Annotated in this window: 13 protein-coding genes; 5 read left to right on the forward strand and 8 right to left on the reverse strand. The window is 41.5% G+C overall.

All coding sequences use genetic code 11. The features are described from left to right. Position 1: 1 nt before the first annotated feature. Together AC3KZC_RS13890 and AC3KZC_RS13895 are read right to left on the reverse strand one after the other, a co-directional pair. On the reverse strand, positions 2 to 1132 hold the full coding sequence (locus AC3KZC_RS13890; protein WP_490577030.1) for a PilT/PilU family type 4a pilus ATPase: 1131 nt from the start codon (positions 1130 to 1132) through the stop codon (positions 2 to 4). Positions 1133 to 1134: 2 nt separating this feature from the next. After that, positions 1135 to 2184, reverse strand: coding sequence for a type IV pilus twitching motility protein PilT (locus AC3KZC_RS13895; RefSeq protein WP_490577029.1), 1050 nt, complete (start codon positions 2182 to 2184; stop codon positions 1135 to 1137). Here AC3KZC_RS13895 and AC3KZC_RS13900 point away from each other — a divergent pair. The 4 genes from AC3KZC_RS13900 (at position 2183) to AC3KZC_RS13915 (ending at position 4860) form a co-directional block, all read left to right on the forward strand. Continuing rightward, complete coding sequence (locus tag AC3KZC_RS13900; protein ID WP_490577028.1) at positions 2183 to 2911, forward strand: YggS family pyridoxal phosphate-dependent enzyme; 729 nt, start codon at positions 2183 to 2185, stop codon at positions 2909 to 2911. The genes AC3KZC_RS13895 and AC3KZC_RS13900 overlap by 2 nt on opposite strands. Before the next feature lie 19 nt (positions 2912 to 2930). Further along, positions 2931 to 3749 carry a pyrroline-5-carboxylate reductase gene (gene proC / locus AC3KZC_RS13905; protein ID WP_490577027.1) on the forward strand — a complete coding sequence of 273 codons (819 nt, stop codon included), beginning with the start codon at positions 2931 to 2933 and terminating at the stop codon, positions 3747 to 3749. A 9-nt stretch (positions 3750 to 3758) separates the two neighbouring features. After that, the gene (locus tag AC3KZC_RS13910) at positions 3759 to 4292 is read left to right on the forward strand and encodes a YggT family protein (protein WP_490577026.1); all 534 of its coding nucleotides are present in this window, start codon (positions 3759 to 3761) and stop codon (positions 4290 to 4292) included. A gap of 118 nt (positions 4293 to 4410) precedes the next feature. Then, complete coding sequence (locus AC3KZC_RS13915; RefSeq protein WP_490577025.1) at positions 4411 to 4860, forward strand: DUF4426 domain-containing protein; 450 nt, start codon at positions 4411 to 4413, stop codon at positions 4858 to 4860. A gap of 344 nt (positions 4861 to 5204) precedes the next feature. Here the strand turns inward: AC3KZC_RS13915 and metH are convergent, their stop codons facing one another. The 4 genes from metH to AC3KZC_RS13935 all read right to left on the reverse strand — a co-directional run bounded on the left by metH (position 5205) and on the right by AC3KZC_RS13935 (position 10207). Further along, a complete protein-coding gene (gene metH / locus AC3KZC_RS13920) occupies positions 5205 to 7838 on the reverse strand; it encodes a methionine synthase (protein WP_490577024.1) in 2634 nt (877 codons plus the stop codon). A gap of 10 nt (positions 7839 to 7848) precedes the next feature. After that, entirely contained in the window at positions 7849 to 8910 is a 1062-nt protein-coding gene (locus AC3KZC_RS13925) for a homocysteine S-methyltransferase family protein (RefSeq protein WP_490577023.1), read from the reverse strand. After that, entirely contained in the window at positions 8900 to 9847 is a 948-nt protein-coding gene (metA, locus tag AC3KZC_RS13930) for a homoserine O-succinyltransferase MetA (protein WP_490577022.1), read from the reverse strand. Before metA ends, AC3KZC_RS13925 begins: the two co-directional genes overlap by 11 nt. 87 nt (positions 9848 to 9934) lie before the next feature. Then, complete coding sequence (locus AC3KZC_RS13935; RefSeq protein ID WP_490577021.1) at positions 9935 to 10207, reverse strand: Rdx family protein; 273 nt, start codon at positions 10205 to 10207, stop codon at positions 9935 to 9937. 146 nt (positions 10208 to 10353) lie between these two features. On the opposite strand from AC3KZC_RS13935, the gene AC3KZC_RS13940 reads away from it, so the two are divergent. Next, on the forward strand, positions 10354 to 11535 hold the full coding sequence (locus AC3KZC_RS13940; protein ID WP_490577020.1) for a GAF domain-containing protein: 1182 nt from the start codon (positions 10354 to 10356) through the stop codon (positions 11533 to 11535). A gap of 295 nt (positions 11536 to 11830) precedes the next feature. Here the strand turns inward: AC3KZC_RS13940 and AC3KZC_RS13945 are convergent, their stop codons facing one another. After that, positions 11831 to 14056: a S46 family peptidase gene (locus AC3KZC_RS13945; RefSeq protein ID WP_490577019.1), complete on the reverse strand. Its 2226-nt coding sequence runs from the start codon at positions 14054 to 14056 to the stop codon at positions 11831 to 11833. A gap of 122 nt (positions 14057 to 14178) precedes the next feature. Next, positions 14179 to 14811: a 3'-5' exonuclease gene (locus AC3KZC_RS13950; protein ID WP_490577018.1), complete on the reverse strand. Its 633-nt coding sequence runs from the start codon at positions 14809 to 14811 to the stop codon at positions 14179 to 14181. Positions 14812 to 14830: the final 19 nt, after the last annotated feature.

Raw genomic sequence — 14830 nt, forward strand, 5'->3', positions numbered from 1 at the left:
ACTAATTTTTAGGATCGTTACCTAAACCATCTATTGTTACGCCTTGCAAAAATCCAGCGCCTTGCTGCTCGTTATTCCGTAATTTTATCATTAATCGTAAATCATTCGGTGAATCAGCATGATGCAATGCATCGGCGTAATTTATACGGTGACGTTGATAATGTTCAAACAAGGCTTGGTCAAACGTTTGCATCCCCATTTCTCGGGATTTCGACATCGTTTCTTTAATTCCCCCGATGTCACCTTTTTTGATTAACTCTGCAATCATTGGCGAATTAAGCAGTACTTCAATGGCTGCAACACGTCCATTACCATCTGCAGTCGGTATTAATTGCTGCGCAACGATTGCACGTAAATTGAGTGCTAAATCGTATTTTAATTTATCGTGCTTTTCTTTTGGCACTAAGTGCATAATTCGATCTATAGCCTGATTTGCGTTATTCGCATGCAAGGTGGCCACACATAAATGGCCTGTTTCAGCAAAACTTAACGCATATTCCATGGTTTCTTGCGAGCGTATCTCACCAATTAAAATTACATCTGGCGCTTGGCGCAATGAGCTCTTTAATGCCGACTCGAAACTTTCTGTATCTAAGCCAACTTCACGCTGTGTCACAATGCTTTTTTGATGTTCATGAACAAATTCAATTGGATCTTCAATCGTTAAAATGTGGCCTCGTTGATTACGATTACGATAACCTATCAACGCCGCAAGTGAGGTCGACTTACCTGTACCCGTTCCACCCACAAACAATACCAAACCGCGCTTAGCCATAATCACATCGGTGAGTATTGGCGGTAGGCCAAGCTCACTTACATCAGGGATTTTACTCACAATCCGGCGCACCACCATACCGGCTTTATCGCGCTGCCAAAAAGCTGAAATACGAAACCGCCCTTCATCTGTGGCAATCGCAAAGTTACACTCTTTGGTATCGTGGTACTCTTTTTTCTGTTTTTCAGACATTGCTGATTCAACCAACGCCAGCGCTTGCTCTTCTGATAACTTATTATTATCTAAGTGCGTTAGTTCACCATTAATTTTGGCGCTGACCGGCATAAAGGTTGAGACAAATAAGTCCGATGCTCCGCGAGTAAGCATTTGGCTTAAATAAAAATTTAAATTAGTCATGATTAATTTCCTGTGCCACCAAACTGCGCTTTATCGTGCGCTTTAGATTGCGCTTGAGACTGACTGATAATGCCGCGATTAAGTAAATTCATTAAACATTGATCCATCGTTTGCATCCCATGAGACGCACCGGTTTGAATGGTCGAATACATTTGTGCAATCTTATCTTCACGAATTAAGTTACGAATTGCGGGCACACCAATCATGATTTCATGAGCTGCAACTCGCCCACCGCTAATTTTTTTCAATAAAGTTTGTGAAATAACGGCTCGCAATGACTCAGATAGCATTGAACGCACCATATCTTTTTCTTCACCTGGGAAAACGTCGATAATACGGTCGATGGTTTTAGGCGCTGAAGTGGTATGCAAAGTACCAAATACTAAATGACCTGTTTCTGCCGCTGTCATGGCTAAGCGAATGGTTTCAAGGTCACGTAGCTCACCGACCAAAATAACGTCAGGATCTTCACGTAACGCGCTTCGAAGGGCATTACTAAAGCTTTTAGTATCACGATGTACTTCACGTTGGTTAATTAGGCAGAGCTTATTTTGGTGTACGAACTCGATAGGATCTTCAATGGTTAAAATATGGTGATGCTTATTACGGTTTATGTAATCAACCATGGCCGCAAGGGTGGTCGATTTACCCGACCCCGTGGGCCCAGTGACCAACACCAATCCCCTTGGGTTATCCGAAATGGTTTTAAAAATATCCGGTGCACCTAAATCATCAAGCGACAAGATATCACTCGGAATCGTACGAAATACCGCAGCCGGGCCACGATTTGAGTTAAAGGCATTGACACGAAAACGTGCTAAATTTGGCACTTCGAATGAAAAGTCACACTCTAGATTTTCTTCGTATTCTTTACGCTGTTTATCATTCATAATGTCATAGACCAATCCATTGACGTCTTTGGCCTCAAGGACTGGAATATTAATGCGCCTTACATCACCATCAACTCGGATCATAGGCGAAACACCCGATGATAAATGCAAGTCGGACGCCTTATGTTGCACACTAAAAGCGAGTAATTCGGTAATATCCATGACTAAAACTCCACAACTATCTGATAATTATATGGTTACAATAACAGAACGACTTAATTCCGCATACGCTAGAATTGCCCAAGCCGAAAAAAATCACCAAAAACCAGCCCAAAGCGTGAGCTTACTGGCGGTGAGTAAAACCAAACCAGCCCAATTAATCATAGATGCATATCATGCCGGTCACCGAAAATTTGGTGAGTCTTATGTCCAAGAAGCAGTGGATAAAATCCAACAGCTCCCGTTTAACGACATTGAGTGGCATTTTATTGGTCCAATTCAATCGAATAAAACCAAAGCGATTGCAGAGCATTTTTCATGGGTGCAAAGCATTGAGCGTGCAAAAATTGCAGAGCGACTCAATCAACAACGCCCTAAGCACATGCCACCATTAAATGTGTTAATTCAAGTCAATATTTCAGGTGAACTCAGTAAGTCGGGCTGTGCATTAGAAGATGTTGCGTCACTTGCAACGCTCATTAGCCAAAGTAAGCAGCTCACGTTGCGTGGTTTAATGGCTATTCCCGCACCAAACGATGACCAGGCGCAACTTATCGCAAGCTTTAGCCAATTAAAGGCTTGTTTTGATACACTTAAAACCCAATATCCTTCAATGGATACTTTATCAATGGGAATGAGCGCTGATGTTGAAGCTGCGATTGCAGCAGGTTCAACCATGGTTAGAATTGGTACTGATATTTTTGGTGCGCGTGAATACCCAGCACAATAACACTAATTTAAGGTTTATTATGTCTCAAACAAACATTGCATTTATTGGTACAGGTAATATGAGTTATGCCATCATTGGTGGCATGATTAAAAACGGCTTTAATGCCTCACAAATTATTGCCACCAATCGCAACCAAACCAAACTCGATAAAGTCGCTAGCGACTTTGGAGTAAAGACACAAACTGATAATTTACAAGCACTTGCCAAAGCAGATATCGTAGTACTATCAGTCAAACCTCAAATGATGGCTGAGCTTTGCCAAACATTTGTTGATTCAGGCATCGATTACAGCAATAAAGTATTTGTTTCTGTTGCCGCAGGCATTACGGTAAAACGTTTACGTGAAATGCTGCAACATGACGTTAAACTTGTTCGCTGTATGCCCAATACACCTTCTTTATTAGGTAAAGGTGTCTCAGGTTTATTTGCAGCGGGCACAAGCGATGCTGAAAATAACACAATCACAGAAATTTTCAGCAGCACAGGTATTGTTATGTGGTTAGAAAAAGAATCACAAATTAACGATATCATTGCAGTCACTGGCTCTTCTCCTGCTTATTTCTTTTTGTTTATGGAAGCAATAGAAAGCAAAGCGAAGGCATTAGGGTTTAGCCCTGAACAAGCTCGTTTACTCGTACAACAAACAGCCTGTGGTGCTGCGCAAATGGTTGAAAGCCAAACGATAGAAATTGGTGAACTGCGTCAAAACGTAACATCAAAAGGTGGCACAACCGCACAAGCGATTGCGCATTTTCAACAACACAATTTAACCCAAATAGTTGCCGATGCGATGGACGCATGTATCGCCCGCGCGCAGCAAATGGAAACTGAACTTTAAGGCTTAGTTATGAATGCATTCCAATTTTTAGTCGAAATTGCTTTTGATTTATTTTTAATGGTGGTACTGCTGCGTTTTTGGCTGCAATGGGTTAAAGCAGACTTTTACAATCCATTAAGCCAATTTGTTATAAAAGCGACCGCCCCTTTGGTCAATCCATTACGCCGAGTTATTCCAGGATTTGGCGGTATTGATTTAGCCTGCTTAGTGCTCGCCTTTATCGTGGCGATTGCAAAAGTGAGCACCATAATGCTGTTATTTGCAGGCCAGTTTAATCCTGTTAACGCACTTATCTTAGGTGCTTTTACGTTACTAAAAGAAGCGTTTAACTTGGTCTTTTGGGTATTAATTTTACGCGCTATTTTAAGCTGGGTTAGCCAAGGCAATAACCCTATAGAAGCTGTATTTCATCAATTAACCGAGCCTATGTGTCGCCCTATTCGTAAAATATTACCTCCGCTAGGCGGCTTAGATTTATCGATTTTAGTACTGATCATTGGCCTACAATTTTTACAAATTTTATTTATGGATTTAATGCGCTAATTACTTTCGTTGAAGTGAATCGCGCTCAATTAATTTGTATTACTGACGATTAAGCTTGGTCATCCATTGATGGCCAATAACCTACATTTAAAATGCTAAATATACCAAGGGACATTTTATGGTCACCCGATTTTTAACACTCTGTTGCAGTTTATTGTTACTTACTTATTCACTGACAAGCCACGCTGAAGACCAAGGTGGACAATTTAAACAATTAGGGGATTGGGAAGTACACTACATCGCTTTTCCATCAACATTTTTACAACCCAATATTGCCAAACATTATGGATTAGAGCGAAGCAAGTTTTCAGGTGTCATTAACATTTCTGTCCTTGATAGCCGCACAAAAGATAAAGTTGCGCAGCGCGTTTCCATCAAAGGCAAGGCACGTAATTTATTAGGTAATGCGATTGACCTTGAATTTAAAGAAGTGGTTGATGGCGATGCAGTGTATTACCTCGCGCCCATTAAATTTCATAATGAAGAAATCCATCGCTTCGAAATCGAGCTACAGCAAGACAAACAAATTCAAGTATTGAAATTCCAACAAAAATTTTACGTTGATTAATTTCGCCACAGCAGCTCAATTTGAGCTGCTGTTTTACTCGTCAATCTCACACCTAAATTTTCAACTTATCTCAGGCAGCGATTTTCAACCTCAAGCGTCCGCTTTAAAAAACAACTGAACGACCGATATTTGATATCGCCAATACGCATGCGATGTTTTCCCTGATCGAATCATGCTTTTTCCTTACATGACTTCACGAAAAATCAAGTAAAGCATCAGCATGAATATTTTTTATATTCAACGCTTAAATGATGACAACCACCTATTGAAAGAGGTGATTTAAGGCCAAAAATAAAAAACCAGCGCGCTGGCTGGTTTTTAACATAGCATTGAATGTTATGTTTTTAGTCTTGTGGCTCATACCCTAAATTAGGCGATAACCAACGCTCGGCTTCAGTGAGTGTCATATTGGTACGCTTGGCATAATCGGCAACTTGATCTTGTTGAATGGTTGCAACCGCATAATATTTTGCCTCTGGGTGAGAAAAATACCAACCCGATACCGCAGCGCCCGGCCACATAGCATAGGAACTTGTCAGCTCCATACCAATGCGGGATTGCGTATCAAGTAACTGCCAAATTTTCTTTTTCTCAGTATGCTCAGGACACGCAGGATAACCCGGTGCAGGGCGAATACCTTGGTAATTTTCGCGAATAAGTTCTTCGTTTGATAAGTTTTCATCAGGCGCATAACCCCAATATTCTTTACGCACTTGTTGATGTAAATATTCAGCAAAGGCCTCGGCCAACCGATCGGCAACCGCTTTAACCATGATTTTATTATAATCATCTTGTTTATCATCAAACGCTTGGGCTAAATCATCCTCTTCAAGCCCCCCAGTGACCGCAAACGCACCAAAGTAATCAGGCGTGCCTTTTGGCGCTATATAGTCGGCTAAACAGTAATTCGCAAAGTCCGTTTTTTCGGTTTGCTGACGTAAATGACACGACAACGCCAAGACTTCAGTGCGAGTTTCATCGCTATAAATCTCAATGTCATCGCCCACTCGATTTGCAGGAAATAAACCAATCACGCCTAATGGTTGCAGCGCGCCAGTTTGTTCTAGCTCATCGAGCATTGCATTGGCATCGGCAAACAGGCTTTGTGCTTGTTCACCTACAACTTCGTCGTGCAAAATACGCGGGTATTTGCCAGCAATTGACCACGTCATAAAATACGGAGTCCAATCAATATATTGGCGAAGTGTGGCAATAGAGACATTTTTAAACTCTGTCACACCGAGTTTTTTCGGCACCGGTGGCGTGTAGTTTTGCCAATCTAATTTAGCGCAGTTCGCACGGGCTTGTTCAATAGTGACGGCGCGAGCGCGCGGACGCTTACGTGCTTGTTGGTCGCGCACTACATCGTATTCTTTTTTAGTGCGCTCAATAAATTCGGGCTTTTGCGTTTCACTTAATAAAGCCGATACCACGCCCACGGCACGACTGGCGTTATTAACATAAATCACGCCCTTGTCGTATTGTGGTTCAATTTTGACTGCGGTATGTGCTTTTGAAGTGGTTGCGCCACCGATTAAGAGCGGAATCGTAAAGCCGCGGCGGGTCATTTCTTTGGCTACATGCACCATTTCATCCAGTGAGGGCGTAATTAAACCTGATAAGCCAATAATATCGGCTTTTTCATCAATGGCGGTTTGCAAAATTTTATCTGCAGGCACCATTACCCCTAAATCAATCACTTCATAGTTATTACATTGCAGCACTACGCCCACAATATTTTTACCAATGTCATGCACATCGCCTTTTACGGTGGCCATTACGATTTTACCGTTGGTGGCCCCCACTTCTTTGAGCGCATCAATATACGGATTTAAATAGGCGACCGCACGTTTCATTACCCGAGCCGATTTAACCACTTGGGGTAAAAACATTTTACCTTCACCAAATAAATCGCCAACCACGTTCATGCCATCCATCAGCGGCCCTTCAATCACTTCGATTGGGCGGGCAAAACTAAGGCGACATTCTTCGGTATCTTCTTCAATAAAATCGGTGATCCCTTTAACAAGGGCATGCTCTAAGCGCTTGGCGACTGGCCAACTGCGCCACTCTAAATCTTCAATTCGTTCTGCTTGCGCCATACCCGAATATTTTGGCGCCAACTCCACCAGCCGCTCACCAGCGCCTGGATCTTTATTAAGTACTACATCTTCAACGGCTTGGCGCAGCTCTGCGGGAATATCATCATATACCGCCAATTGGCCGGCATTAACAATGCCCATGTCCATGCCCGCTTGAATGGCATGATATAAAAACACCGAGTGAATAGCTTCACGTACAGGGTCATTACCACGAAACGAAAAGGAAACATTCGATACCCCACCGGATACTTTACAATGTGGCAAACCCGCTTTGATGCGACGCGTCCCTTCAATGAATTCAACCGCATAGTTATCGTGTTCTTCAATCCCGGTTGCAACAGCAAAAATATTTGGATCGAAAATAATGTCTTCGGGTGGAAAACCTATGGTATCAACCAGTAAACGATACGAGCGTTCACAAATGGCAAACTTTCGATCTGCAGTTTCAGCTTGACCCGTTTCATCAAACGCCATCACAACCGCCGCCGCACCATAACGCTTAATCAACTTAGCTTGGCGAATAAACGGTTCTTCACCTTCTTTTAGCGAAATGGAGTTAACAATGGCCTTGCCTTGAATACACTTTAAACCCGCTTCAATCACGTCCCATTTTGACGAATCAACCATGATGGGTACGCGGGAAATATCAGGCTCGGAGGCGATTAAGTTTAAGAACTTGACCATGGCCGCTTTCGAATCCAACATGGCTTCATCCATGTTGATATCAATGACTTGAGCGCCACTTTCAACTTGCTCACGAGCGACACTTAAGGCAGCTTCGTAATCTTCGTTCATGATCAAACGTTTAAACTTGGCAGAACCCGTTACGTTTGTGCGCTCACCGACATTGGTGAAAACCGATATTTTTTTACTCATAACAGTGGCCTTAGTTCAGATTACACGCTTCTAAACCAGATAAGCGCATCCTGACTTCAAGCTCTGGTAATGGACGAGGAGATACATTTGCTAAACCATCTGCAAACGCTTTGATATGCTCTGGCGTAGTGCCACAACAACCACCAACAATATTAATAAAGCCGGTTTTGCCCCAATCAATAATTTCAGTGGCCATTTCTGGCGCTTCTAAATCGTATTCACCAAATTCGTTTGGTAAACCCGCATTTGGATGCACTGAAGTATAGGTTTCACAAACACGTGATAACTCTTCAACATACTGGCGTAATAAATCTGGGCCCAAAGCGCAATTTAACCCTATTGATAGCGGTTTAATGTGACGAATTGAGTTATAAAATGCTTCGGTTGTTTGGCCTGATAATGTCCGACCCGATGCATCGGTGATCGTACCCGAAATCATTACTGGCAACGTGCGCCCTGCTTGTTCAAACGCCTCTTCAACCGCAAATGACGCCGCTTTAGAATTAAGGGTATCAAAAATCGTTTCAATTAAAATAATGTCTGCGCCACCTTCCATTAAAGCAAGCGTTGACTCAACATAAGCCTCCACTAGCGCATCAAAAGTGACATTACGATAACCAGGATCATTCACATCAGGTGAAATAGAACAAGTTTTCGACGTTGGGCCAAGTACGCCTGCAACATAACGTGGGCGGCTTGGGTCTAGCGCCTCAATTTCATCACACACTTTACGGGCTAATTTGGCTGACTCTACATTAATTTCTCGACTTAAATGCCCCATTTCATAATCTTCCATTGAAATGGTGGTTGAGTTAAATGTATTTGTTTCAATAATATCCGCACCGGCTAATAAATAGTCTCGGTGGATTGTTGCAATAATGTCAGGCTGGGTGAGGGATAATAAATCATTATTCCCTTTGATCAAAATATGCCAATCGGCAAACCGCTCACCACGATAATCTTCTTCTTCTAATTTATGCTTTTGGATCATGGTGCCCATAGCACCATCTAAAATTAAAATACGTTGCTTAAGCGCAGCTTTTAGCTGGGCTGATTTGTCTTTATTCGGCATAGTTGTTAGTCCTTACATCTTGGCTAACTAAGTTAATATCATACGGAGTCGTCTGATACACGTAATAATTAAGCCAATTTGAAAACAATAAAAAGGCATGGCTTTGCCAAGTTTTAGATGGCTTACTATCGGGGTTATCATCTACAAAATAGTTTTCAGGTTTTGGTGCATTAGGTCCTTTCGCGCAATCACGAATATATTCGCCTTGCAAAGTATGCGCATCGTATTCTGGGTGGCCTGTAATGTACACTTGGCTGCCGCTGGTATTTTTTAATAAATAAGCACCCACACGCTCAGAGCCAGCAAGTATAGCAAGCTCTTTAATTGGTTCAATATCAACTAAATCGATATGACCATAACGCGAATGCGGCACTAAAAAGTCATCATCAAAACCACGTGTCAACGCTGCGTGTTCAAAAAAACATTGGTGTTTAAATACGCCACATAATTTGTCATCACGTAATTTACGCTTTAACCCGTAATGGTGATAGAGCGCAGCATGGGCTGCCCAACACGAAAACAAGGTTGATGTCACATGTTGCTCAGCCCAATCCAAAATAGTGGTCAGCTCTTGCCAATACGCAACCTCTTCAAACTCCAAATGCGCTAAAGGCGCGCCGGTAATAATGAGCGCATCGTAGTTATTGTCTTTAATTTCAGAAAAATAGCGATAAAACGTATCAAGATGCTGTTCTGATGTGTTTTTACTGCGATGGGTGTCTAAGCGCAATAAATCCACATTCACCTGCAAAGGAGAATTAGCCAATAGGCGAATAAACTGCACTTCTGTCTCAACTTTGTTTGGCATTAAATTTAAGATAGCCAATTGCATGGGTCTAATTTCTTGGGTTTGCGCGCGACTTTTTGGCATCACAAACACATTTTCATGACGTAATTGGGCAATCGCAGGCAGTTCATCAAGGACAGTAATTGGCATGGTGTATTCTCAACTTAGCAGACAACAAGTGGCAATTATGACTAGATATCTGGAAATTTCAAGCTCTAGATGTTTAGATGTCCAAACCTATTTATCAACATGACCTAAATCACGCTCGGGATCTAAAATATCGCGCACCCGACGCTTGAGTATTTTAGCCTCAGGAAACCCCTCATCTTCGACCCGACACCAAATTTGAATATCGTTGTAATAAATTTTAAAGATGCCTTTACTCGCAGGCTTTAATGCCACTTGTTCAAGCTCATCACTAAAAGTGCTCAGTAGCTCTTGTGCAAGCCACGATGCACGAAGCATCCATTGACACAACACACAATAATGAATGGTAATGTTCGGTTTCATGGGTTTATCTCACAATTAAAAAATAATATTTTAATCTAAACCGTCCATTTGCCTATCAAAAATGTAACGAATAGAAAACAAAACTCGGGCGTTTTTAACCCTTAAGTACTACTCTTTAATCAAGCACGTTTACACAAGGAAACTCAATGCCTCACGTTGATTTAAATGAATCTGGTGTTTTAGAACGGATGACAGATATCGTCGCATGCTTAAACAGTAGTGATTCAATCCATCGTTTTTTACTCGACATTCACTGTATTTTACAAAAAGTGACCTATGCCGATAATTTTTATGTTGTGCTGCTAGGTGACGATGATCGCTTAACCTTTCCTTATTTTCATGATGTAAAAGATGATTTTGATGCCGATGAGCTCAATGGCATCGCACTTGAAGATTTAACCAGCACCTTAACGTATTATGCTTTAGCACAACAAAACGTGTGTAACTTCAATCAAAGCCAATTAGAGGAACTCACACAAGCTGGCACTATTAAGGTACTTGGTTCGTTACCCAAACAATGGTTGTGTTTTCCATTAAAAAACAGAGAGCACTTTTTAGGTGCTTTTATTATTCAATCCTATCGGCGAGAAGATGAATACTCAGGTGTGATTGTTGATATTTTATTTACCATCAGCCACATCATAGCCTCTGCACTTGACGCTTTTAACAATCAACAAGCACTGTTTGAAGCAAATCAACGCTTAGCAGAATACCAAACTGAACTCGAACAAGAAGTTGATAAACGTACCGAAGAATTACAAAAAAGCCTCACCGATTTACGACACGAAGTAGAACAACGAAAACAACTCCAAGCCCTATTAGAATTTGATTCAACCCACGACAACTTAACCGGTTTAGCAAATCGAAAATCATTATTTAATGAACTAGCTCGTGTCGCGGCTCGAATTGAGCGCCAACCAGCCTATGTTTATTTACTCTATTTAGATTTAGATGGCTTTAAACCGGTCAATGACACTTATGGCCACCATGCTGGTGATATTGTGTTGATTGAAGTAAGCAAGCGCCTGCTAAATGCGGTACGCCGATATGATCTGGTTGCTCGAATTGGTGGTGACGAATTTGTCGTAGTAATCCAACAGCCCCTTGATGAAAATGAACTTAACCAAGTTGCTGGGCGCATTTTAGATGATGTGCAACAACCCATTTTCATTAACGATAAACAGACCGTACAGTGCGGCATCAGTATCGGCATAGCCTTTACCACCATCGCCGATGAAGTAGGCGAAGAGCTTATCTCTTATGCTGACAGCGCTTTGTATCAAGCAAAAAATAACGGTAAAGGCTGCTTTAAAGTTTTTAATTCTTAACCTGAGCTCTGGTTAAGAGATTTAGTAACACATTGATTTAATTGATATAAAAAACAAGAAACTCTCCAACCGGAGATTTACAGGGATAACAAGGCGAGTTTACGCGTCAATAGCGGGTACGTAGTTATTGTTGAAAATAGCCACTGGAGATAGATTTATTATCCAGAGTTCAGGTTTCTTAGTTTTGTGATAATAAAAAACGCTTTATCCTTTTGGGGTAAAGCGTTTTTATTTAACTTCAATTCTGAAGATAGGTTTTTATCCAGAATTCAGGCTATTTTTTAACATGAATGGGTTATTTCACCACATCCATCTCTGCCAATAAGTTATCTGCATTATCAACCTCTTGCATTAACCACAAGATATAACGAATATCAACATGGATTGCGCGAGTGATTTTGGCATTAAAATACCAATCTTTGGTAATTGATTCATAAGTAGAGTCAAAATTTAAACCGACTAACTCACCACGGCCATTCATAACTGGCGAGCCCGAATTACCACCTGTGGTATCTGCACTACTTAAAAAGTTAACCGGAATAGAGTTAAATTCCGATGCTTTAGGCTGCTCACACCCGACTAAATTACATAACCAACTTTGATCTGGCGTTGCATCAAGCGTGTTATAAAAATAATCACCGTATTGTTTATTGTTATACGCAGCCACTAAATTAGCAGGTGCATTAAACGGTACTATATTGGTGTTTTTAGCAATTAAGCCTTTAACTGAGGTAAATGGGGTTTTATAAACGCCATCTGCCGCTGGATAGCCATCAACCGAGCCATACGTCACACGTAACGTACCATTGGCATCTGGGTACACAGGGCGACCCAGTTCACGGTTATAAGCAATTATCGACTTCATAAACTGTGGACGCGCTTGCGCTAATAAACCGCTGAGTTCATCAGATTCTTCTTCACGTTTTAAATTAGTTTGATATAACGAAACAGCCAGTTTGATAAAAGGATCGCTTGATTGCTCAAATTCTGCCACCGATTTGCCCATCCAGGCTAAACGACCATCAATGGTATTAAGCTCGGTATTGGCATAGTAAGGTTGGATCAGCGCCGTTAAAGCAGCCTCATCCATCGACGGATTTAAACCTAAAGCATCGTCAAACGCCGCAATGCGATTCGCTTCTGGCTGCGTTAAATAGAAGGCCAAAAAGGCTTGCCACACTTTGGCATCAACATCGCTATCAAATTTAGTTTGAGTGCGCTTTAAACCCGACTCAATCATTTTTAAATCACGCTCTTGGTAACCAATTTTACGGGCTGAATTGGGCTTTTCACTTTCTTTAGCAAGGCGATATAAACGGCTGGCTGCCGCGAGTAAATCTGAATTTTGCGCATAACTGTATAACAAGTCTTCGCTTTGCGTTTGCTGAATTTTATCTAGTAACGTTTTTAACGATTCGTAGCTGGCTAAATACTCAGCGCGACTGCTGTCTGCTTTCATCCATGCAACCAATTGCGCTTCTTGCGCAGCTTTAATTGCTGCAATATCGGTCACTTTAAAACCATCGAGTAACCCTAAACGTTTTTTCAAGCGATTATTGGTGCTCTTGACCGTTGATGCGTATTTCACCGCCGCTTCTGGATTATTTTGAGTCGCGCGCTCAACCGTATCAATAAATAAATTATAAGTGCTTACTTCAAGTGGATAGGCAACATCGTTGGCATACACAATTTCATCGGTTAAACGGTAACGCGATGTGCTACCTGGATAGCCTGCTAAAATAATGCCATCACCTTGCTTGACGCCAGAGCCAGAGACTTTTAACCAACTTTTTGGTTGATACGGCACGTTGTCTTTTGAAAATTCAGCCGGTTTGCCTTCTTTATTAACATAGGCACGAACAAAGCTAAAATCACCGGTGTGACGTGGGTATTCATAATTATCAATGTCACCACCGTAGTTACCAATCGCCTCTGAAGGCGCATACACTAAGCGTACATCTTTAATCATCAGCTGCTTAATCATAAAATATTCCATCCCATGATGGAACGAGCGCACAACACAGCGGTAGTTAGCATCTGATTCACATTCACCAATCAGCTGTTTACGATTATTTTCTATCGCATCGTAACGGGCTTTACCCGTTAAATCAGCAGATAAGCCACCAATCACTTTATCCGTTACATCCGTTACTTGCTCTGTAATGTATAAACGCTCTTGCGGGCCGGCTGGTAATTCTTGTTCGAAGTTTTTAGCTAAAAAGCCTTCAGTGATCAGGTTTTTTTGTGCGGTTGAATTATTTTGAATCGCACCGTATGCACAGTGGTGGTTTGTAACCACTAAGCCTTTTGGTGAGACAAACGATGCAGAGCAATAACCTAATCCAACAACGGCATTAAGTGGATACTGATCTAATTGAGATACTTGTTTAGCAGGCAGTTCAATCCCTACACGGGTGAATTCGGCTTGTAAATCGGCTAATTGGTGTGGCTGCCACTGCCCTTCATCGGCAAAAGCGCTTGTGGCTAAGACAGCCAAAGTTAATAAAGATAATTTTTTCATGGTGTTCTGCTTTTATTATGGTGGCCAAATACTAACGATTTCACCCCAAAGATAAAAGCCCCTCGCGTTCAACCTGCGATTTTAAACGGTTAATAACTCAATCAAAATTATCCTTATTGCTGTCACACCAGTTGTTTTAAGGTTAACCCTTTTGCACCTGCTATTTGGTTAAGCTGAGCTAAAAATAGCTCGGCCGTTGCCAGTGCATCAGTTAAGGCGTTATGTGTTAAATATTCAGGTAACTGATAACGACTGCGACAAGTCGCCAAATTTAAGTCATCACTGGCAATCTCATAGCCTTGCGTCATTAACCGCTTATATTCCATTTTCATGGTATCTATCATCACCGATGAACCAAGTAATAAATTCGCCTTTTGAAAGGCTACTTTTAAAAATGACCAATCAAGATCCGCGTTATGGAATACCAAGACATGATCATTTAATAAAGGTTGGAGCTCAAGCAATGCCTCGCGCAATGGCACGCCGCCTTTTACCGCAAAGCGATCAATACCATGAAATATAGGGCTTTGCTTTAACTCGTTTACTTCACAATTAATAAAATGCTCGCTGCGCCCTACAATAATGCGCTGCTCTTCAATGGGTAACCACGCTAACGAAACAATCTCATCGACTTTAGGGTCAAGCCCTGTGAGCTCTAAATCAATCACTAAATATTTCGCTCGATAGCAGTTTTGTGCCAACGTTTCTTGTTGTTCAATTTTAATGCCGAAAAAACGTTTTAATGCGTTCAACATTGCCAATTTTGCGTTCCTT

The organism is Pseudoalteromonas sp. J2K-J031, from assembly GCF_058197095.2.